Consider the following 23,005-nt stretch of genomic DNA (forward strand, 5'->3'; position numbering starts at 1 on the left):
ACAGATGGTCCTATGCCACAAACTCGTGAACACATCCTTTTAGGTCGTCAAGTAGGTGTTCCTTACATCATCGTATTCTTAAATAAATGTGATATGGTTGATGACGAAGAGTTATTAGAATTAGTTGAAATGGAAGTACGTGAACTTCTATCTCAATATGATTTCCCTGGTGATGATACACCAGTAATTCGTGGTTCTGCGCTTAAAGCGTTAGAAGGCGATGCAGCATGGGAAGACAAAATTGTTGAATTAGCAGAAGCATTAGATAGCTACATTCCAGAACCAGAGCGTGATATCGACAAACCATTCCTATTACCAATTGAAGACGTATTCTCAATTTCAGGACGTGGTACAGTAGTAACTGGTCGTGTTGAACGCGGTGTAATCAAAGTTGGTGAAGAAGTTGAAATTGTTGGTATCAAACCAACTGCTAAAACAACTTGTACTGGTGTTGAAATGTTCCGTAAATTACTTGACGAAGGCCGTGCAGGTGAAAACGTTGGTGTATTACTACGAGGTACAAAACGTGAAGAAATCGAACGTGGTCAAGTACTTGCAAAACCAGGTTCAATCACACCACATACTGATTTCGAATCAGAAGTGTATATCTTAAGCAAAGATGAAGGTGGTCGTCACACTCCATTCTTCAAAGGTTACCGTCCACAGTTCTACTTCCGTACAACTGACGTAACTGGTACTATCGAATTACCAGAAGGCGTAGAAATGGTAATGCCTGGTGATAACATCAAAATGACAGTATCATTAATTCACCCAATCGCAATGGCAGACGGCTTACGTTTTGCGATTCGTGAAGGTGGTCGTACTGTTGGTGCAGGTGTTGTTGCTAGGGTTATTAAATAATCTAAGTATTAGCTACCATAGAAAGGGTATCGATAGATGCCCTTTCTTATCTAGCCTGTTTAGCAAAATGTTTTTAATAAAAGAGCATTTTGGAAAATAGATATTACTATAAATAACATAATTATGGGTTTTATATGCTAGTAAGTAACGAGAGTCAAGATACAAACACTATTCTAGATAAATTTAAGTGGTTTTTAGTTTTAGTATTGATTGCGTTTGTTGTTTGGGGAAATTTTTATTTTGCTGGACCTAATGATATATATCAACCTAATACGATCGTTCGGATTATTGTGGTTGCTGTAATTTCACTATTAACATTGCTAATTGCGATCACAACAAATAAAGGCAAATCATTTTTGTTATTTTTACAAGAATCTAGAAAAGAGTTAAGAAAAGTTGTATGGCCAACTCGTAAAGAAACAGCACAAACAACTTTACTGGTTGCAGCTATCACACTTATTGTTGGTTTAGCGCTTTGGGGAATGGACTCGGTATTCCGTTCAATTATCTTTTATTTAACATTAATAGGGCGTTAATATGAGCGAAACACAACAAAAGCGATGGTATGTTATTCAAGCTTATTCTGGCTATGAAGCTAGGGTTGCACAGTCATTACGTGAATACATCAAATTACATAATATGGAAGATGCATTTGGTGAAGTTTTAGTACCCACTGAAGAAGTTGTTGAAATGAAAAGTGGTCAACGTCGAAAAAGTGAACGTAAATTCTTTCCTGGTTATGTATTAGTTGAAATGATGATGAATGATGCAACTTGGCATTTAGTAAAAAGTGTACCAAGAACAATGGGCTTTATTGGTGGTACTTCGGATCGTCCTGCACCAATTAGCCAACGTGAAGTTGATGCAATCATGAATCGTTTACAACAAATAGGCGATAAACCACGCCCTAAAACACTATTTGAACCAGGCGAGCTTGTTCGTGTTAACGAAGGTCCATTTGCTGACTTTAATGGTGTAGTAGAAGAAGTTGATTATGAAAAAAGCCGCTTAAAAGTATCCGTTTCTATTTTTGGGCGTTCGACACCTGTAGAACTAGATTTTAGTCAAGTTGAAAAGAGCTAATCTTTTGATATAGTTTTTTCACTGAATTAACTGTATCTTTTAGAAAACCACAAGAGTCTATCTTGTGGTTTTTGTTTTTATGAAAGAAATATAATGCCTTTAGAAAATTTGAGAATAATAGTTCTATTGCCAATATATTTTATTAAAGTGAATCGCCAAGGTAGATAAAACCACTATAGGATCATAATTTAACTTATTATTAATATAATATAGGCAGTCTACTCTTTTTTAGATTTTTTTATTCTTTTACCCATATCAAAGTGATATCCCAACCAATAGTTAGGCCAACGTGCTTCGATTCCTATATTATTAACTATTAAAGCAACCATGACTAATAAAACCGAACCTATAAGTACTGGTGTTATCAAGAATGAATAGTTAGTAATTCCAGACATCATGATTAGAATAGGGTTTGCACCAGCTGGAGCGTGAACTACACGTAGTAACTGCATCAATGCGATAGATGTCCCAACTGCTAATGCTATCGGTATAATTCCATTACTAAATAAATTAATGAACAACACACCTATAAAAGACGAAATAAAATGCCCTCCTATAACACTTCTTGGTTGTGCTAATGGATATTTAGGTGCAGCAAATAACAAGACGCATGTTGCACCAAATGGAGCCATAATTGCTAATGTACCTCCCCACTGAGTGATTACGAGCAAAGTTAAAATCCCTAAAGCACCCCCAATAAATCCTCTCAATATAGCTACTGCGTTAGGTTTAGGTGAGATCACCTCTCCTCCTTTTAATTTTTCTAGCATAAATCTCTCCTGTTTGGTTAATGTGGGATTTTAATAAAACTAGTAAGTCTATTAAGTAAACTGTCTCGTTTACTTAATGTATATTTATTAACCATAAAGGTCAAATATTATTTATAATTAACTATATTAGAGTTGTTGTGATAGAATCAAAAATATTCTAGCAATTACAAATAATAAAAAATGAAATTGAAGCCTGAAATTGTTGATATGATACTTGCTGCGGCTGAATCGCTGTTTAATGAATATGGTTATCATCCTGTTAGTTTAGAGCTTATTGCAGAAAATGCAGGTGTATCAAAAAGAACATTATATAAATATTTTGGTGACAAAAATGGGCTTGTAAGTAAAGTGTTACTTAGGCGGAATGATTGTTTTAAAAAATCACTTACAGATGTTATCGCTGTTTTTTCTGAAAAAAAAGACAAAATCAATGCAATTATTTCATGGCATATAAAATGGTTTAAGAATGATAATTACCGTGGTTGTATGTTTGTACGAGCCAAGTCTGAATATAACAATAAAAGTGAAGAAATATGCGCTATTGTTAGTGAACATAAAAAGTGGATTCAAGATAGGATTTTTGAATGTCTAGGAGGCACAAAGTCATGTGAACAAGCATCTTGCCTAATTATGTTAATACTTGAAGGTATGATATCTTGCACATCCGTTTTTGGTATTGAGGGATATGATTTTGAACAGGCAAAAATGTACATCTATGATATCGTCGATAACATTGGCGAGGATAACCTATGAATTTAAATAGCTGGCTTATAGACAATGGATAGCCATTACCTCAAGCCTATTAACCGAAATGATCAATTTAATCTAAGTTAAACGATTCCAATTGTTGTTGTAATTCTAACCATTGTAGTTCTGTTTCTTCTAATTGATTTTTAAGTTGGCTTTGCTCTAGTAACAAAGTTGTAAGTTCGTTTTTTTTGCTTGCATCATAGATTGCAGGATCAGACAGTTGTTCTTCAATTTGCTTTAATTGATGGGTTAATTTATCAAGCATTTGTTCTTCTTTTTGTAACTGTTTTTTTATTGGCTGCATTTGTGCACGTAATTCAGCTTGTTTACGTTTTTGCTCTTTACGATCTTGAGCTGATATATTACTTGTATTTTCTTTTTTGGGTGAATTTATTTCGTCATTTGACTGGTTATCATCTTTTTGTGCTTCGGCTAACCATTTTTGATAATCATCAAGATCGCCGTCAAATGGTTCAACTTTATGATCATGGACTAAATAGAATTCATCGGTGGTCGAACGCAACAAATGGCGATCATGTGACACCACCACTAATGCACCATCAAAATCAATCAATGCCTCAGTTAGAGCTTGTCGCATATCTAAGTCTAAATGATTGGTTGGCTCGTCTAATAAAAGAAGATTTGGTTTTTGCCAGACAATTAAAGCTAAAACAAGTCGCGCCTTTTCACCACCCGAGAAAGTTTTAACTGGCTCGGTGACTTTGTCGCCTTGAAAATCAAATCCACCTAAATAATTACGTAGTTCTTGCTCTGTATTTTTCGGTTCGGCAAGTTGCGTTAAATGCCAAAGTGGTGACTCATCGGGGCGTAGATATTCTAATTGATGTTGAGCAAAATAGCCTAATTGAACACCTTTAGCGAGATTAATATGGCCTTCTTTAGGTGCAAGTTCTCCGGCCAGTAATTTAATCAGTGTTGATTTCCCAGCACCATTGCGTCCTAATAAGCCAATGCGTGAACCAGGGACTAAATTAAGCTTAATTTTTTCTAGTATAATTTTATCATCATAACCCGCTACAACTTTTTCCATCCTTAACAAAGGACTTGGTAAGAATTCAGATGGCTTAAAATTAAAATGAAATGGATTATCAACATGAGCAGGTGCAATCAGTTCCATTCTTTCTAGCATTTTTATACGGCTTTGTGCCTGTTTAGCTTTTGTTGCTTTGGCTCTAAAGCGATCGATATAATTTTGTAAGTGTGCAACTTTGAGTTGTTGGCTTTCATAAAGAGACTGTTGTTGAGCAAGTTTAGTTGAACGTTGGATCTCAAAGGAGGAATAATTGCCCGTATATTCAAATAAACTTTTTTGTTCAATATGAATAATTTTATTGACTAAAGGATCTAAAAAATCACGGTCGTGAGAAATTAAGATTAAAGTTCCTTGATAGTTGCTTAGCCATTTTTCAAGCCAGATGACAGCATCTAAATCAAGGTGATTGGTTGGTTCATCAAGCAATAATAAATCAGAACGACACATTAACGCTTGTGCCAAATTCAATCGCATTCGCCAACCACCAGAATAGGATTTAACGGATGACATTAATTGCTCATTAGAAAACCCCAATCCATGTAATAATGTTGCAGCTCGTGCACGAATTGTCCATGCATCTATGGTATCAAGCTTTTCATGAATGACTGCAATTTGTTGACCATTATTTTGCTCATTGGCAATATTTAACTGCTTTTCTAATTGACGATATTCACGATCACCATCAATAGCATATTCAATCGCTGGGATATCTAATGCAGGTGTTTCTTGATTGACCCAAGCAAGTTGCCATTGCGATGGTATACTTAACGTGCCGGCATCAGCTTGAATTTCACCTTTAATTAGTGAAAACAGCGTCGATTTTCCGCAACCATTTTTACCTACTAACCCAACTTTTTGTTGAAGATTAATGGTTGCTGATGCATTATCTAAAAGCAAGTTAACGCCTCGGCGCACTTGGATTGAATCAAAAATTATCATGATATTTTTGTCTATTATTCAAAATAAAGTAGGTTAATAAAAATTGTTTTAATCATCTAAAATCAGGAACGTTATAAAACAATCAATTTAAACAAAAAAGCCCTTTGTTGAAACGAAAAGGGCTTAAATTTAATTATTCAATAGGACTATTTCTTAATTGCTGATAAAGCGCGACGAATAAAGAGCGTACATATACCAACAAAAACAAAGAGACCTAAAAATTGAGGTAACATACCTAAATCAGCCGAAATTGCAAGCGGTGCATCATTTCCACCACTTGTAATACTAATAACAATTACAACCGCCAATAATACGCCCACTAAACTTTCGCCAACAATTAGCCCTGACGCAATCAATGCTGCTTTACGATCAACTTTCTTAAATTGCTGTTCTGGATCTAAATTTTGTGATTGTGCTTTTTTATAAGCATAACGTTTTATTATCCATGATAAGAAAGTACCAATGAAAATAGGCATGGTAATGCTTGGTGGTAGGTAAATACCTAAACCAACAGCAAGCGCTGGCAACCTAAACTTAGCTTTATTAGCTGCTAAAACTGAATCGATAATAATAATAATAGCACCTATACCTAGCCCGATATATATCATGGTTTTATCAAGATTATTTGAAATTATTCCTTTGGCAATTTTTGTCATCAATGTTGCTTGAGGTGCTGATAAAACTTGTTTTGGATCCATATCAGGGCGTGGAAGCGCACCGGTAAAGCCGTAAGCGTTATATAAAATTTCTAAAATAGGCGCAATAACAATCGCACCAACAACACAGCCAATTAATAACGCCACTTGTTGTTTCCATGGTGTAGCATGAACTAAATAACCTGTTTTTAGATCTTGCAAATTATCGTTTGAAATACAGGCTATTGATAACACTGCACTGGTAGTAAACAGCGTAAGAGCTGTGGCAAAATTAGAGCCCTCGGCAGAAGCTAACATACCATTAGCTTCACCTAAGCCCAATAGAACTAATGAAATAACAATGATAGCAACAATGGCAATGCCTGATATTGGGCTAGCCGATGAACCAACAAGTCCAGCCATATAACCACAAGCGGCAGCCACTAAAAAGCCCATAATAAAAGCAAACAATGTAGCGCAAAACACTAATGACCAAGCAACGCCTGCCGATAGCCCACTATCTGTAATAAAGCTATAAAAAGTGACTAACAAAATAACTAACATACCACCCATAATTAATAAAATAGTTTTAGGTGATAAATCCCGCTCGGTTGATGCAATATCATCGTCAGACGCATCTGAACGCATACTTTTAAATGATATTTTTAAACCTTCAATCATTGGTTTGATTAATGTAAATAGTGTCCAAACTGCTGCAATAGCAATGACTCCCGCACCAATAAAGCGTATATCTTTTTCCCAAAATCCCATTGCAACTTTAGATAAAGGCAGACTAGTATCATAATCGGTAATTGCACTTAAAATTGGAACGCCAAATACCCAACCAATAATGGTTCCAATTAAAATGGCAATTCCTGACATAATCCCAATCAAATAACCTGCACTTAGTAACGCTAACGAAAATCCCATAGGAAGTTGAAAAATGGATTTGCCAGCAGTAAACCAATAAGCAGTACTTTCAGATAACACACGAAAACCATTAGTAAAAAGGCTGACTGTGGAGGCAACGATGCCGCCAAATAAAATATCCTTTAAACCATCATTAGCTTCTTTATTATCGGTTTTAGAGCCTGCCTTTAGAATTTCAGCAGCAGCCACCCCCTCAGGATAAGGCAAATTGCTTTTAACGACCATGGCATGTCGCAATGGAATTGAAAATAAAACCCCAAGCATTCCACCTGCGGCGCATATTGCAAAGGTTAACCAAAATGGAAAGTTTTGCCAGTAACCAATCATTAACAAACCCGGAAGCACAAAAATAATTGAAGATAATGTACCTGCCGCTGATGCTTGAGTTTGCACCATGTTATTTTCTAAAATAGTTGAACCCGAAAATAGTTTCAATATTGCCATTGAAATTACTGCAGCAGGGATTGCGGATGAAAACGTTAATCCCACTTTTAAACCAAGATAAACATTTGATGCAGTAAAAATGACAGTAATAAAAGCACCAAGGATGGTACCTCTTAAAGTAAGTTCACGTAAATTATTCATATATCAATAAAGTTAATTTAATAGGGGTATATTATATACTTAATTAGTATTTATCGGCTAGAAGTTCCGTAAATAGCTACATTTCAGTCGCTTTTATCATCATTTTTGGTGAAATAATTAGCAATAACATCAAAATATATTGCTATTAACCTTTAAAAAAATAACCATTTTGTTATGAAACCTTTACAATGACACTGATCAATGACTTATTTGTGGGGGTATATTTTGAACGGATTACAGCGCTTACAAGCTATTATCAAACAACTTCGTGATCCTGTTAATGGTTGTGAATGGGATCGAGTTCAAACTTTTGCATCTTTAAAATCATATACATTAGAAGAAACGTACGAAGTACTTGATGCCATTGATAAACAAAATATGGATGAGCTAAAAAAAGAACTTGGTGATTTACTATTTCACATTGTCTTTTATGCTGATTTAGCCGAAGAACAAGGAAGCTTTGATTTAGATGAGGTCTGTTTAGCGGTTGCTGATAAGTTAGTTTATCGTCATCCTCATATTTTCACCAAAAATAAGGTTGAAAAACCTAACTGGGAACAACTTAAACAAAAAGAGCGCGATCAAAAAGCACAATACTCATTGCTTGATGATATTCCCCAAGCAATACCCGCCTTAATGCAAGCTGAAAAAATTCAAAAACGTTGCACCTCGGTTGGTTTTGATTGGCATGATATAAAATCTGTGCTTGATAAGGTAAAAGAAGAAATTGGTGAAGTTGAGCAAGAATTAGAACGAGCCAAACAAGATCCACAAAAAATTGAAGAAGAGTTAGGTGATTTATTGTTTGCTACCGTCAATTTAGCTAGGCATTTAAAAGTTAAATCAGAACTCTGTTTACAGCAAGCCAATAAAAAATTTACCCGACGATTTCAACAAGTAGAATCGATACTCAAACAAAAAAACTTATCTTTAATTGATGCAACGCTTGAACAAATGGAAGACGCGTGGCAAAGTGTTAAGCAATTAGAACAGATTAAACTCAATAGCGAAGTGAATAAAAATGACTGAACAAAAAAATGAATTATATCAAGAGATCGAAGCATGGGCACAAAATGCGATATTAAATAGTCCAAAATGGAGCATTAATCAGCTCGATTACTCTGAAAAAAGTATTACGGTTGTTGAAATGATCATCAGTGAACTGGCTGAAAAAAACTTTAGCATTCCAGAAGAACAACTCAACATGATATCGCAAGAATACGGATGTTATTTATTGCTCACCGCCCATAAAATATACGGAGGTGAATTTTATTGGAACGAAGAATTTCAACAACCCATGTTAATTTGCTGTGAACCTGATGCCATGATAGTCCTCATGACATGGAACAAAGTAAAAGGACGATTAGTAGGGGATAAAGCCGATCATATTGCTTATTTCTTAGATGAATTTGGCAAAGCTACTTTTCAACCCGAAAAAGGCACTCATGTGGTTTATTTGTAATAAAAATAATCATTCTTAAAATTCTTTACCGATAAAACTAAGCAAGTAGATAAATATTAACAAACTTTACATTACTGAATTGGATGGAGATTGAAAGTGAATTACAAACTTTATATAGGTAATAAAAACTATTCAACGTGGTCTATGCGCCCTTGGGTTGTAATGAAACACTTTGGTATTCCTTTTGATGAAAAGTTTGTTAGATTTGATAACCTTGACGATAAATCTGCTTTTAAAGCAACAATATCCTCAATATCGAAATATGGTACAGTACCAATTTTAGTTGATAATGATGTGGTGATATCTGATTCTTTGGCTATTTGTGAATACTTGGCTGAAAAACATTCCAACTTAGCTTTATGGCCGATAGATACTAAAAAAAGGGCTAATGCTCGCAGTTTAGTGGCTAAAATGCATTCAGGATTTTCTGCTATTAGAAAACATTTACCAATGAATATTGAAGCTGAGTTTTTCGAAATTGGGCAAATTATTTTACGTGATCATGCTGATGTCAAAAATGAAATTTCTCTTGTTGATGAATTATTATCTTCTTTCTTAAATTTTAATTTACCTCAATCTAACTACTTATTTGGTGAATTTACTATTGCTGATGCTTTCTATGCACCAATGTGTTTAAGACTAAAAAATTTCGGTATCAAAACATCGGCAACGTTAACCAACTACATTAACACTATTTGTCAAACTCATAGTGTTAAAGAATGGATAAGTGAGGCAATGCAAGAAAAAGATTTTATTGTTGTGGATGAACCTTATCGCCTACACCGTTAATTAACAAATTCTAAGATATTTTTAAATTACTCGTGTGATAGCCTCGAATCTTTGAGGCTAAACAGATACTTTGCACACTAAAAGCAACGTTATTACTGTCTAAATAACTTAATTATTCATAAATAGTTGTTAATCGAGAAAATCTTGTTCTTAATGAAATATAATCTTTTGAAAAATAATTAAATTTAATTTCTATCTCTTGGTTTATTAATTTAAATTTCATAATAACATAAGGAAGAAAATCAAATTTAGCAGAGAATAAATCATCATAATTAAGCCTTGATACAATTTTATTTGTATCTTTATCTGTAAAACAAATTTGTTTGTTCATTCGATCAAAATACATAAAATTCTCGTAGGTTTTATCGCAATAAAAATTTGAACGCACAAACTCATCCTTAAACTCACTTTTAAAAATTGTAATATGTTTATTAATAATAATATTTGTGTATTTAATAAATACCAGATAGTAAGCTAAAACGCCAATAATGATAAATGTGAGTCCAATATAATAATTTTTGAATAAAAAACTGCAAAAAGAAAAGGCTCCCAAAAGTGGCAAACATCCGCCAGCAATAAATCTTGTAATTGAAAATAACACCCATATCTCCTTTGTCTTATGTGTAAATTATATTTTGAAAGGAATATTAAATATAATCAATCAATAATTTTTATATTTAAGCGTATAATAGTCTAAATATTTTTGGTTTTTCAATGTCTGTTAGGAGTGGTAAGGTTTCCGGTATTTTGAGATTTTTTTCGGGGGAACTAATATCAGTGATAATGTCCAAGTTATGTTATTTTATGCAAAATCTTATAACACGTAGCCACACATCCCTGATTGAAAAGATACATAGCCGCAGTTATTGGTAGTTGATAATGTGCCAAAAATAATATCAATAACATCGCAATAAAAATAGAAACTGGTCAGAAACTACTTAATTTGTTAAAAAGTCAAATAAAATCAATATCCTATCGGAGAGGTTTTATGTTGAAAAACACGCTATATCTCCCAATCAAAAAACAACCCTTCTTACTTCTATTTACGTTTATTTACAAAAACAGCCCACACTTTCACCTAGTTAAAAAACATCTTATTTATTAATAAATTAAACAGAGAAATGCGATTTTAGCCTTATCAAAATAGCTAGAAATATTGCCAAAAAAGCTTTATGTCGCTTTTAAACAGGGTAAAATAATATTGTTTTTATACATTCACAGAACAAATCATTAAAAAATTTCGATTAATGCTAAAAAAGGCAATTTTAATGATCCTAAAAAATTAACAAAAGATGTTTCAAATGTTGATCATTGGGCGATTAGTGATTATGAGTTAACTGTGTCTAATTAAACATAAAAATTAAGTAATTTTTTGTTTTTTTAGATATTATTATCTTTATGGAGTTCTATATAGCAATATAGTGGTGGAGCTGGCGGGAGTTGAACCCGCGTCCGAAATCTCTACATCCTCGGTACTACATGCGTAGTTTGTTTTTGAATTTCATCTACCCGCTGCGAACAAACACGCTACTGATAGACTAGCTTGATTAAGTTTAATGCTTCCGCCCCAAGCAAGGCTTCCACACGATCTCGTTTGGGTTTGACTCCTCTTGATCCCCGTCCTACGAGCGGAGGCTAGGGAGAGAAGGCTCTATACAGGTTATTAAGCTGCTAGTGCGTAGTTTTCGTCGTTTGCGACTATTTTTTTGCGGTTTATTTACGAGGCCTACCGCACCTCGGCATGCACCTTGGGTTTCGCAAATCCCGTCGAATCCAGAATCAGCCCCAATTGTGAATTGTAACTAAGAACAATATCAGGGCATTATAGGTGAATTCAAGATGGAATACAAGTTAGCCAACTTCAGGGTTAACCCAGTTATCAGTTGGTTTTTCATCTTTTAATGCTGCGATGATATTATCAACAGCACATTTTGCCATCGCATATCGTGTTTCAGCCGTTGCAGAGCCGACGTGAGGTGATAATAAGACATTATTAAGTTGTAGTAAGGGGGAATCGGTCGGTAGTGGTTCAACTTCGAATACATCAAGTCCTGCGGCTTTAATAGTTTTATTTTTTAGTGCTTCAAACAGAGCTTGTTGATCAACAATTTTTCCTCGGGCGCCGTTAATAAGTATTGCCGAAGGCTTCATTAAAGTTAATTTTTCTTTTGTGATTAGTTGAGTAGTTTCTTTGGTTAAAGGTAGAATGATAACAACAAAATCGGCTTGTTTTAATACATTGTCTAGTTCAAGGCGCTTAGCTTTATAAGCTTGTTCAATTTCAGTATGAGCGGAACGATTGTAATAGATGATATTCATATCAAAACCACAATAAGCCCGTTTGGCAATGGCCTGACCAATTCGTCCCATTCCTAAAATACCTATGGTTTTGCCATAAATATCAGTTCCATAATATTCCGGTGTGATCCCTTTTTTCCATTTGCCATTATGAATTAGATTAGATAATTCAACGGTTCGGCGAGCCGTTGCCATTAGTAGGGTGAAAATAAGATCAGCGGTGCTTTCGGTTAGCACTTTAGGCGTGTTCATTAACCTAATGCCGTGTTTTTTTAATGCAATGAGGTCGTAATTATCAAAACCAACTGAAATGGTTGCAGCCGCTTTTAATTTTGGCGTTTGGGATAAAAATTCATCATTAACCTTTGTCGGGATATTTCCAATCATACCTTCAGCGTTCGCTAGTACTTTGGCATAATTAGCTAAATCAGAATTTGAGCCGCGATTAAAAACAGCTAAATTGAACGCTTCTTCTAATCTAGCCTGTTGGTCAGCAGGAATTTTACTAAATAAAACAACATTTTTTTTCATATGCTCTCCTAGACAATTTTAATCATGGCTATTTTATGACAGTATATAGCTATTGATTTTAGGATAGCAATTCAATCATAAATTGAAGATTTAAAAATTTGTTAAAAACTTTCCGGTAACTATGTGTTTCAGTATAAAAATAAAGCTTGTAACAGATAAATTGGAAAATGTGCAGTATTATCATTTAGTAATTTGATTAAACTAAATGGATAAGAATGATGATTTTTATAAAAATTTAAAAATAATTTATATTAAAAATCATTAAGTTACTTTTTTTATCATTAAATATTAAGAAATATATGAAATTAAATTGAACTTTTCTCTAATTAGTTTGTCTATATTAACAGATTACGTTTTTCATTTTTTGCCTTCCATTCGAGTTTTCGGGTGGATTTTTTTTGCCTAATATTTTTTCCATTTGCATATTTTGTAAAATCCTTTCTTCTTCCATTATCTATTAAGAACTACTTGCTTTAGTTTTTTTGCTTATTTTGTTTGATATAATTTGCACTAATACGTATAGAAAGCTAGTATTGCTAGAATTTTAATTATTTAAATAGCGCCTTTTCTTTCGTTATCAAATCTTCTTATAAATTGTTTTAAATTTTTTTGAATACTACTATTTTAAATAAAAGATTAAGCAATGAGCTGTACTTTGGTTGCGAAATAATTATGTGAGCAGAGAGATTATTATGTTATTTTCAAAAAGGACACAAGGGCACTTAATCGCATTAATGACAGTGTTTCTTTGGGGAACAACATTTATTGCAACTAAAGTTTTATTGACGGATTTTAAGCCAATAGAGATCTTGTTTTTTCGATTTGGACTTGGCTATCTAGCCCTTTGGATCTTATCACCGTGCTTTTTGGCTTGGCAGGGGGTTAAGCGAGAGTTTATGTTTTTATGTGCAGGGCTGTGTGGTGTAACTTGTTACTTTTTATGTGAGAATATTGCATTAACTTATACTACAGCTTCAAATGTTGGAGTAATTACCACTTTAGCACCAATATTTACTGCAATACTATCTATTTTCTTTTTAAAAACCGAAACACCACCTAAACGTTTTTATATTGGTTGTTTATTTGCAATTATTGGTGTTGGACTAATTAGCTTTAATGGTAAGTTTGTGCTTTCGTTAAATCCACTTGGTGATCTGCTTACTATTTTGGCTTGTTTATTTTGGGCTTGTTATTCGATTTTAACTAAAAAAAGTAGCAATTATGGTTACAATACTATTTTGTTAACAAGGCGATTCTTTTTTTATGGTTTGATGTTAATGTTTCCTGTGTTATCTCTCTTCGACTTTGATTGGAATTTATCACGTTTTACCGATCCCGTTAACATTTTTAATTTTTTATTCTTGGGTGTTGGTGCCTCGGCTATTTGTTTTTCATCTTGGAACTATGCTGTTAAATTAATTGGTGCAGTTAAAATTAGTATTTATTTATATTTAGTTCCAATTCTTACTATTATTGCGGCTGTTATTATTTTGAACGAACCTTTCACTTGGATTGCTGCTATCGGAACATTATTTACGCTTTGTGGTGTGTTATTATCAGAAGGTGTAGTTAGAGTAACAAAAAAATAATTTTTTTATTAAGTCGAACATATAAAAAGGAGCATTAGCTCCTTTCAGATTGATGACAAAGAACTCGATTTTATTTAATAAATTTGCAATATTTTGATATCACTAATCGAAATTATTGTATTCTTTTATCAATTGCATCCATGATAATTTGCCCTAAATGCTGATAATCTTCGTCAAAATGATGCCCTCCGGGTAATTTGAATGCTTCACCTTTCATTTCTGGCTGTAAGCATCCAGTATCGTCTTTCTCTTCTTCACCATAAATACAAAATAGTTTACTCGCTGGTATGTTATTGACTTCTGGACCTGTTTTCATTTCATTACCAGATTGACCAAGCCAACCACTGATTTCAATTTCAAAATTGGCATTTTTTGAAAATGCGATCATCACAATCGCTTGAACACTATTTTGATCTGTAGTTGATAACCGGTTATAAAGTGCAGGTAAAATATCTCCACCGAATGAATAGCCTGTAAGCACGAAACGAGTTGTACCCCATTTTTCGCGATATTGTTGCATCAAATAGGCGAGATCTTTTGCACTACGCTCAACAGAACGGTGTTGCCAAAACAGTTTTAAAGCATCGACACCAACAACAGGGTAACCATGCGCTGCCATATATTCAGCAGATACTTTGTCTAAGTCACGCCATCCCCCATCGCCAGAATAATAAAGAGTAACGGTTTTAGGATGAACTTCTTTACTCGTTGCGGGTAATTCAATAAGAGGTAGCTGTTGATGATCACCAAATAAAATTGAAGATAAATGCAAACTTAAAAGCTCAACAGGTGAGGTTTGGTATTCGCCAATTCCTGTGGTGACAGCAATCTTTTTCTGTTCTCGTGGGAATACGGCAACATTTTCTTCGGGTGGATTATTCCAAATTACTTGCCACGTTCCGTGGTTAGCTTGTTTTGGCAATGGATCATCACAATCTTTATGATCTAATATGAATTCTATTGATAATGCTTTAGCATCATCACTTTGCTGTTCTGCTAGCCATCGATAAGCAAAAGTGGCACCTTCTCTCATACCTGCAACAGCAAAATTAGATTCTCCTAATATGTTTACAGCTTGGTTAAAGCGATTTTTTTGCTCAGCACAAGTTGCTTGCGGTTTTAATTCAAACTGAACTAGTTTGGCGCCCATTTTTTCAGATAAGTTTAATAGTTGTTGTTCTGTAAAATGATTGTTGTTAGTTGCGACAATAATAGCCGCAGCTTCGGCTGTTTGTTTAGGTTTTGCCGATATAATCGAAAATCCATTTTCGATTGTTATCGTTTTTACTGATGCACTATCTTGGTTTTTTATCAGATACCAACCAATAAATCCTACTAGTACTATGAGTATCATAACAATTAACAACAAAATGCAGCGTATTATTTTTTTCATATTATGATCTCTTATTCTTTTTTAATCCCGTTATTCCACCTGAAATTAGCATGGTGGTATCAATGATTGCAACTAAAGGATCAAGTCCTGCTGGTGCAGCCATATAACGTGGCTCCCAGTGTGTTGCAAACTTCTCTTTAAAGCGACGTAATCCTTGGAAGTTATAAAAACGTCCCCCCCGTCTAAAAACTAATGCACCTAGTCTTTGAATCATGGGAGCTCCTCGACGTCTTTGCATACCTGCAAGTGGAACCATCCCTAAACTGAAAAATTTAAAATCTTTTTGTTGATAATGTAAAATCAACCCAACCATTAAAAACTCCATAGTTAATTTAGGAATATCTTGGACAACACGCATTAAATCAATGCTTGCACTATAATTTTGATTTGTTTCTAGCAGATTTACAAAAGCAATAATACGACCTTCATATTTTATTGCCGCAATAGTGAAATTGTTCAAGTATTGCTCGGAAAAAGATCCTAACGAAAATTGCTTTTCTTTAGCGTGTTTGCTTTTTAACCATGCATCTGAAACTGCTTTTAATTCATCAAGTGGTGCTGTGCCTGGAGAATAAAATACTAAAGATAGACCATCTCGTTGACCACGATTCCAAGTGTAGCGAAGATCTTTATAATCTTTTGAGCTTAAATCAAATTGTTTTAAATTAACTAAGGCTTCTTCACCTAGCTTAATAGTTCTAAGACCAATATCCATATAAAAAGGTAAATTTGCTGCTTTAACTTGATAAAAAACCGGACGAAGATTATGTTGATCGCACAAATCTCGAAAAGTCCAAATTAAACTAGCACGATCAGTATTGTTTCCAATTGGATCATAAAGGGCAACCATGCTTCTGCCTCGTTTGGCATACATTATAAAAGCTGTTTGTGATTCATTAAAAAGTAATGACTTATCGCCACTCATGGCAAGCCCACCTTCAGGTTGTTTTGAATCTAAAATGATTTGATAGGCTTTATTTAGCTCGTTTTGTTCTGGTTGAGTTAGAATTGGTGGTGCAGGGCGAAATAACCAAAACAACATAATAAAGCTTAACAAAATAAAACTGCCTAAAGCGGCACGAAGAGCACGCGGTACTCGGCTGTCTAACTCAAATTGCCACCATAAATCGTGACTATAAGGAATATCTTGATATATAAATAAAATTAGCCATACAAAAAGCGCAATAATGCAAAAGCAAATGACAAAGGATTTAATTGAAAAAGGTAATATGCTTAATCGACTTTTACGATAGAAAGCATGTTTAAAATGGATTAATAATATTGCTATAATTAATAATACACTGGCTTCAATCCAATGTAATCCGCGTAAAAGCGAGCAGATACTACCTAAAAATAATAAAATAATCGAAATGCCCCATGCAAAATAGAGTCTTCGTCTTACTCCTACTGCAAGTAATATGCATAAAACGCCAATTAAACTAGCAATTAGATGAGCAATATTGACTATTTTACTGGGGATAAAGGTGCTGACTAAATGGTGATTAAACCCAGGAAGTACACTTGAAAACATCATCACCACACCGGCAAAAAATACAGCTGCCGCCATGATAGGCGCTGCAATCCCTGTTTCTGTCTCTTTAACCTGAGGTGCGGTTAAAAAATGTTTTCCCTCGTTTATTAAAAGCAAAATAGCCGCCAAAATAAGGGGAATTAAAATATAAATAATGCGATAAATGATTAATGCAACGGTTAATGAAGCTATATTAATTTCGGATGAAAATGCCGCTAACATAATGGCTTCAAATACACCAACACCACCAGGAACATGACTCAATACTCCAGCTACTAACGCCAGAATATAGATCATAATAAAGGTAGCAAAATCAGGGTGTTTTGGTAAAAGAAAATAAAGTACTGCGCCAGCTAAAATGGCATCAAATAGAGTAATAATAAATTGGTAAGATGCTAAACGAAGATTAGGAAGACGGATAGACCATCGAAATAATTGATATAATTGGGTGTTGTTATTCGGTTTTTCTGCTAATCGCTTATTTTGCAAAAAGATAAATAGCACACCATAAAAGCAAATTACGCTACATGCAATTATCCACACACTATTTGCTGATAAATGCAAAGCTAACATCGTATTTTGGGGATGAATTAAAGCGGTAATCGCTGCTAATAGTGGTAAAGTGAATCCTAATGATAAGGTAACAAAAATTGACATTCTGGCAACATCAATAGTTGTTAATCCTTGTTTAAAATAGAGACGACAACGCACCGCACCACCAGATAAGATCGACAATCCGATTGCATTACCAATAGCTGAGGCACAAATTCCGCCTAGTACAATAGTTGTGGGTTTCAATTTGACGCCCGCATAACGTGCAGCTGACCATTCGTAGCAGATCAACATTAAATAACTGCCAATGGCAGATAAACACGAAAATAAAATTGTAGGCATTGAAAGGTGATGAATAGCTCTTTTTAGTTCATTAAGATTGATTGCCTTAAGTAAGTGCCAACACACAATCAGTGCTATAAAAAAAATAGATAGACCAAATAGTAGAGCTATAAATTGGCGATAACGAGTGAAGTATTCTATTAACTGCCAAGGCAAAACTTTACGCGTTGATATTTTCACTTAATCAACTCCAATATTTGCTTTGATAATATTTTGATGTGCGCATTCTACCTTTCCATTTTAGTGAAAACAATCGTGATAAAATAAAAAAAAGATAAAAAATATTTACATTCAATGTTTTTCTATATGTAAATATTTCATATAAAAATAATAAGACTATCTATTTAGCCTAAATTGATATTGATTTACTATATTAAATAACGTATTTGCTAATTATTTAGCATATATATACATAAAATTTTTATATGTTTATCATTCTGTCTTTAATTAATTTGTTGAGTAAAAACGAGATGAACGAATTATCAAATACCTTCTTAACAAAGGAACAACAAAAGCTTGTTTTGGATGTTCAATCTTTTGTTAAACAGAAACTATCCAATGATTTTTCAGGTCATGATATGGCACACATTGAACGTGTTGTAAAGTTAGCAAAAAAGATTTTACAGCATGAACCAAAAGCGAACGGTTTTATTGTGATTGTTAGCGCTTATTTACATGATGTGATTGATGAAAAAGTGGTTGCTGATGTGAGGCAAGCAATAATGGAATTGCGTGATTATTTAACGTCTCTAAAACTTACCGACACTGAAATTAAGATGATTTTTGCTATCATCGAGAATATGTCATATCGAAAAAATCTTAATCAGAAAAAAGAATTATCACTAGAAGGGCAGATCGTACAAGATGCCGATCGTTTAGATGCATTAGGTGCAATTGGTATTGCTCGCACCTTTTATTATGGCGGTAATAAGCATAATATTATGTACGATCCTAATATTTCACCACGAACTTCATTGGATGAAAATAATTATAAACATCCTAATACCGTTATTAATCATTTTTATGAAAAACTTTTTTTACTTAAAGATATGATGAATACCTCCATAGCAAAAAAGCTAGCCGAGCCAAGACATCATTTTTTAGTTCAGTTTGTTAAACAATTTGAAAAAGAATGGCAAGGAGAGGATTATTCTTACTGAAAATTAGTTTATCGATAATAGTTAGAGTATGAATAATTAATTTTTTAAAAATTTGTATAACGCCTGCCTCTTTTAAGAAGACAGGTTTTACTAAAATGGAATTGGTGTTCCAACTAATCCAAGTACAATAGGAAGAGTGATCAAGCTTAATAAAGTACTGAGCAAGGTCGCACTTGATACCAGTTCTGGATGAGTATCAAATTGTACTGACATTAATGTGGTATTGGCGGCACTTGGCATTGCAGCTAGGACAATTAAAACTTGTTTATAAACAGGCTCAATTGGCATAAAGTAAACCATACAAAATGCCACAATTGGTGAAATCACCATACGTGCAAGCAAGGCAAATGAGATTTTAGGATAATCAAGCTGAGTAAGTTTTATTTTTGCCAGTTGCATGCCCAAAATAATCATGATCACTACAATTGATGCGTCACCGATCATTCCGATTGAAGTCATAATCGATTTAGATAAAGGGATGTGGCACAATTGGAAAATAATACCTAAAAAAGCGCCATACGCTACAGGCATGCGAATAACTTTATTAATAACGTCTTTTTGATTTACAATGTCACTATGAGCGCTACCTTTAGCCGCATAGTAAATGCCGACAGTGCTCATTACAAACTGTTGTAATACCATCATTATTACGCCAAGATCAAAGCCGACTGCTCCAAAAAAGATTAATAGTACAGGAGTACCATAGTTACCATTGTTCATAAAACAGGAACTCAAAATCATTGCACAGCGCTCTTTAACTGAATACTTCATGAGTATCGACCAAATTGAGACGATAATGACTAATGAAAAGCATAAACCAAAGACATGACCAATATAAAATAGATAATCTGTGGTTAAAGTATGAGTATAAAACGTTTTAAATGCCAAAAAGGGCGATAGCACATAAAGTGACATTTTCGATAAGTTGGCGACATCAAATTTTAAGGCTTTTTGTGCGATAAAACCTACAATAAAGATACAAAAAATAGGAAATAAGATAATAAAAAATTGCATAAGTTATTAATTAAATTAATTCATTGAATCAAAAGCTATAATGATTGATTCTCGAAGTTTTTGACATGTTTCATCATCAAGCGCTTGATTGTTTTTATCAGTTAGAATAAATAGATCTTCAATATGTTCGCCGATAGTTGCTATTTTAGCGCTACGTAATGATAAATCTAAATTAGCAAATATTTCGCCCACACAAGCCAGCAATCCCGGCCTATCAAGTGCTATGAGCTTCATATAGGTTTGGCTGTCATTAAAGGCTGAAAGAAAGTTAACCTGAGTCGGCACTGAAAACGATCGCAATCGTTGTTTCGGTGGTTTTATGGTGACAGGTTTGTATACAGGTTGTTGTAGTGCTTTATCAAGTGCATTTACTAGACCTTGGTTTCGATCTTCTTGTACTGTCTGTCCATTAGGCTCTAATACGATAAATGTATCGAGTGCAAATCCTTTTTTATTCGTAATGATAAGTGCATCATGAATAGTTAAATTATGCATACTTAGCGTATTACATACAGTTGCAAATAGATAAGGTCTATCTGGCGAATAAATAAAAAGCTCACTACCACCATGAGATGGATTTGGATTTATGGCTACTAATGTTTTGCCCAAGTCATGTTGCAATAAAATTTTTGCATGCCATACAATTTGTTCGGTTGTATAACGGACAAAGTAGTCAATGCGATAGTTTTGCCAAAGCTCTTTAATAATTAGTTCATCATAATTTTGTTTAACTAAAATGGTTAATGCCTCTTGCTTATTTTTACGTGCAACACTTCGTTGTTCGGGTATTTGGTGTATACCAGAGTCAAAGGAACTTGCTGCACTAAGATAGAGTTCGCGCATTAAACTTTGTTTCCAATTATTCCAAAGCGTTTCATTTGTAGCACAAACATCAGCTACTGTTAGGCATAACAAATACTGTAAGCGACGCTTACTTTTGACCAATTGAACAAATTCTCCAATTACCGCAGGATCTTGTAAATCTCTGCTTTGGGCTGTAACAGACATCAGTAAGTGATAACGTACTAACCAGCAAATTAAATCAGTATCTTTGGTTTCGAGTTCGTGTAGTTGACAAAATTTTTCAACTAAATGAGCGCCAATTTCCGAGTGATCGCCATACCTACCTTTACCAATATCATGAAATAGACCAGCAATTACCAATAATTCGAGTTTAGGTAATTTAGCAAAGACTTTTGCACTATTAGGATGTTTTTGTTTGCCACTTTCGGTTTTAAGACTATCAAGTTCAAGCAGTAAGCGGATGGTATGTTCATCAACAGTGTAAGCATGGAACAGATCAAATTGCATCATCCCAGATATATGTTTCCAACCCGGTATATAGACAGAAAGTATACCGTATTTATGCATTGGTAAAATGGCTTTATTAATTGCATCTGGGTGTCTGATAATCGACATGAAAAGCACTCTTGCTTTGGCATCTTCACAAAGTAAAGTGGTTAGTGTGCGCCGAGCGGAACGTAATTGTCTAATTGTATTAGAATACAGTCCTGTAATTTGAGGATTCAACAAAATAGTGTAAAAAAGCTGCATAATCATGACGGGATCTTTTTTGAAAATGTCATTATCTTTTACATCAATTAGGTTGTCCCGAACTTGAAAATATTTATCAATATCGTAAGGTTTGTTGTGTGGATTATGTTCAAGTATAGATTCATAAAACAGTTGTAATAACATTTGATTAAGTTCAGTAATATTGTGAGCAACACGATAATAATCATGCATCATCTTCTCAACAGGAGCATTACCTTCGCCTTGATAACCTAACATGTTAGCAATGCTTAACTGACGATCGAATAACAAACGATTATCATAACGAGTTATGACACAATGAAGCGCAAAACGTATTCTCCATAAAAATTTACGACAAGTTTTAAAGTCTTCAATATCTTCAGGGGTTAAATAGTTGAAATCAGCTATTTTTTGTAGAAATTCTCCACCAAAGTGACGAATCGCTATCCATTGAATAATTTGCATATCTCGCAATCCACCCGGACTATTTTTCAAATCAGGCTCTAGATTATAAGAGGTGCTGTGATATTGCTTATGACGTTCATGTTGTTCTTGTATTTTTGCCTTATAAAAAGCACGAGACGGCCAGATTTTATCGCTAAAAATTTGCTTGTGTAGTTCATCTAATAGTAATTGATTGCCAGAAATAAGCCTTGATTCAATCAAATTAGTCATTATTGTGATATCATTTTTTGCTTCTTGTAGGCAGATTCTTAATGTTCTAACACTGTGCCCTATATCTAAATGCAAATCCCATAACAAGCGGACTAAATCACTGATCTGTTTTTCTATCTCTTTAGTCAACGGATAATCACTTAAAATTAAAATATCAATATCTGACAGTGGGTGTAATTCCGCTCGACCATAACCACCAACAGCAACCAAAGCGATACGATTACGTTTAAAGAAGGAAGAAACATGTTTAGGTATTTGATAAAAACGCCATAAGCGCTTAAGTAAACGGTCAATAAATTGACTGCGAAAATGCACTAATTTATCAATGTCAGCTTGTTGTTCAAACTGAACCATGGACCATTGTTGAAACTCGTCAAGCTGTTGTTTTAGATATGTAATATTTATCTGTTCATCACTGAAATCAAGAGGAGAGACAGGGTAACACAAATGGGCTTTAGTCATAGCTATATTATCAAATTAAGACAATTCAATAACTATATCGTTACCCGATTTTAAATGACTGTCAAGC

The 23,005-nt window shown here is 34.1% G+C and carries 18 protein-coding genes and 1 other RNA gene; 9 read left to right on the forward strand and 10 right to left on the reverse strand.

Annotated features, from left to right (window positions below):
• From tuf to nusG, 3 genes are all read left to right on the forward strand, one after another.
• Positions 1–861, forward strand: an 861-nt coding sequence (gene tuf, locus A9G31_RS03470) for an elongation factor Tu (protein ID WP_065560455.1), incomplete at its 5' end; no start/stop codon positions are given.
• A gap of 134 nt (positions 862–995) precedes the next feature.
• A complete protein-coding gene (gene secE / locus A9G31_RS03475; RefSeq protein WP_065560456.1) occupies positions 996–1,397 on the forward strand; it encodes a preprotein translocase subunit SecE in 402 nt (133 codons plus the stop codon).
• A 1-nt stretch (position 1,398) separates the two neighbouring features.
• On the forward strand, positions 1,399–1,944 hold the full coding sequence (gene nusG, locus A9G31_RS03480; RefSeq protein WP_034913625.1) for a transcription termination/antitermination protein NusG: 546 nt from the start codon (positions 1,399–1,401) through the stop codon (positions 1,942–1,944).
• Between the two features lie 218 nt (positions 1,945–2,162).
• Here nusG and A9G31_RS03485 read toward each other — a convergent pair whose 3' ends face one another.
• Entirely contained in the window at positions 2,163–2,714 is a 552-nt protein-coding gene (locus tag A9G31_RS03485; protein WP_065560457.1) for an HPP family protein, read from the reverse strand.
• Positions 2,715–2,894: 180 nt separating this feature from the next.
• On the opposite strand from A9G31_RS03485, the gene A9G31_RS03490 reads away from it, so the two are divergent.
• A complete protein-coding gene (locus A9G31_RS03490) occupies positions 2,895–3,467 on the forward strand; it encodes a TetR/AcrR family transcriptional regulator (RefSeq protein ID WP_065560458.1) in 573 nt (190 codons plus the stop codon).
• Positions 3,468–3,534: 67 nt separating this feature from the next.
• Here A9G31_RS03490 and A9G31_RS03495 read toward each other — a convergent pair whose 3' ends face one another.
• Together A9G31_RS03495 and A9G31_RS03500 are read right to left on the reverse strand one after the other, a co-directional pair.
• A complete protein-coding gene (locus A9G31_RS03495; protein WP_065560459.1) occupies positions 3,535–5,457 on the reverse strand; it encodes an ABC transporter ATP-binding protein in 1,923 nt (640 codons plus the stop codon).
• Positions 5,458–5,603: 146 nt separating this feature from the next.
• The gene (locus A9G31_RS03500; RefSeq protein WP_065560460.1) at positions 5,604–7,607 is read right to left on the reverse strand and encodes an OPT family oligopeptide transporter; all 2,004 of its coding nucleotides are present in this window, start codon (positions 7,605–7,607) and stop codon (positions 5,604–5,606) included.
• A gap of 225 nt (positions 7,608–7,832) precedes the next feature.
• Here A9G31_RS03500 and mazG point away from each other — a divergent pair, with 225 nt between their 5' ends.
• From mazG to A9G31_RS03515, 3 genes are all read left to right on the forward strand, one after another.
• Complete coding sequence (gene mazG / locus A9G31_RS03505) at positions 7,833–8,636, forward strand: nucleoside triphosphate pyrophosphohydrolase (protein ID WP_218056357.1); 804 nt, start codon at positions 7,833–7,835, stop codon at positions 8,634–8,636.
• On the forward strand, positions 8,629–9,069 hold the full coding sequence (locus tag A9G31_RS03510; RefSeq protein ID WP_034913613.1) for a hypothetical protein: 441 nt from the start codon (positions 8,629–8,631) through the stop codon (positions 9,067–9,069). Before mazG ends, A9G31_RS03510 begins: the two co-directional genes overlap by 8 nt.
• A gap of 96 nt (positions 9,070–9,165) precedes the next feature.
• Entirely contained in the window at positions 9,166–9,858 is a 693-nt protein-coding gene (locus A9G31_RS03515) for a glutathione S-transferase family protein (RefSeq protein WP_218056358.1), read from the forward strand.
• 112 nt (positions 9,859–9,970) lie between these two features.
• Here the strand turns inward: A9G31_RS03515 and A9G31_RS03520 are convergent, their stop codons facing one another.
• The 3 genes from A9G31_RS03520 to A9G31_RS03530 form a co-directional block, all read right to left on the reverse strand.
• Entirely contained in the window at positions 9,971–10,459 is a 489-nt protein-coding gene (locus A9G31_RS03520) for a hypothetical protein (RefSeq protein ID WP_065560462.1), read from the reverse strand.
• Positions 10,460–11,280: 821 nt separating this feature from the next.
• Positions 11,281–11,645, reverse strand: a transfer-messenger RNA (tmRNA) gene (gene ssrA, locus A9G31_RS03525).
• Between the two features lie 64 nt (positions 11,646–11,709).
• A complete protein-coding gene (locus A9G31_RS03530; RefSeq protein WP_065560463.1) occupies positions 11,710–12,687 on the reverse strand; it encodes a 2-hydroxyacid dehydrogenase in 978 nt (325 codons plus the stop codon).
• A gap of 692 nt (positions 12,688–13,379) precedes the next feature.
• Between A9G31_RS03530 and A9G31_RS03535 the strand changes: the two genes are divergently transcribed.
• Positions 13,380–14,276, forward strand: coding sequence for a DMT family transporter (locus A9G31_RS03535; RefSeq protein WP_065560464.1), 897 nt, complete (start codon positions 13,380–13,382; stop codon positions 14,274–14,276).
• A 112-nt stretch (positions 14,277–14,388) separates the two neighbouring features.
• On the opposite strand, the gene A9G31_RS03540 is transcribed toward A9G31_RS03535, so the two are convergent.
• Both A9G31_RS03540 and mprF read right to left on the reverse strand, forming a co-directional pair.
• Positions 14,389–15,669 (reverse strand): virulence factor family protein, encoded by a 1,281-nt coding sequence (locus A9G31_RS03540; protein ID WP_065560465.1) that lies wholly within the window; start codon positions 15,667–15,669, stop codon positions 14,389–14,391.
• Between the two features lies 1 nt (position 15,670).
• On the reverse strand, positions 15,671–18,274 hold the full coding sequence (mprF, locus tag A9G31_RS03545) for a bifunctional lysylphosphatidylglycerol flippase/synthetase MprF (protein ID WP_065560466.1): 2,604 nt from the start codon (positions 18,272–18,274) through the stop codon (positions 15,671–15,673).
• A gap of 290 nt (positions 18,275–18,564) precedes the next feature.
• Between mprF and A9G31_RS03550 the strand changes: the two genes are divergently transcribed.
• Positions 18,565–19,254, forward strand: a complete 690-nt coding sequence (locus A9G31_RS03550; RefSeq protein WP_065560467.1) for an HD domain-containing protein — start codon at positions 18,565–18,567, stop codon at positions 19,252–19,254.
• Between the two features lie 90 nt (positions 19,255–19,344).
• Here the strand turns inward: A9G31_RS03550 and A9G31_RS03555 are convergent, their stop codons facing one another.
• Together A9G31_RS03555 and glnD are read right to left on the reverse strand one after the other, a co-directional pair.
• On the reverse strand, positions 19,345–20,268 hold the full coding sequence (locus tag A9G31_RS03555; protein ID WP_065560468.1) for an AEC family transporter: 924 nt from the start codon (positions 20,266–20,268) through the stop codon (positions 19,345–19,347).
• A 15-nt stretch (positions 20,269–20,283) separates the two neighbouring features.
• Positions 20,284–22,938: a bifunctional uridylyltransferase/uridylyl-removing protein GlnD gene (gene glnD / locus A9G31_RS03560; protein WP_065560469.1), complete on the reverse strand. Its 2,655-nt coding sequence runs from the start codon at positions 22,936–22,938 to the stop codon at positions 20,284–20,286.
• Positions 22,939–23,005: the final 67 nt, after the last annotated feature.

The organism is Gilliamella sp. Gris1-4, from assembly GCF_001690335.1.
In the GTDB taxonomy this organism is placed as follows: Bacteria; Pseudomonadota; Gammaproteobacteria; order Enterobacterales; family Orbaceae; genus Gilliamella; species Gilliamella apicola_P.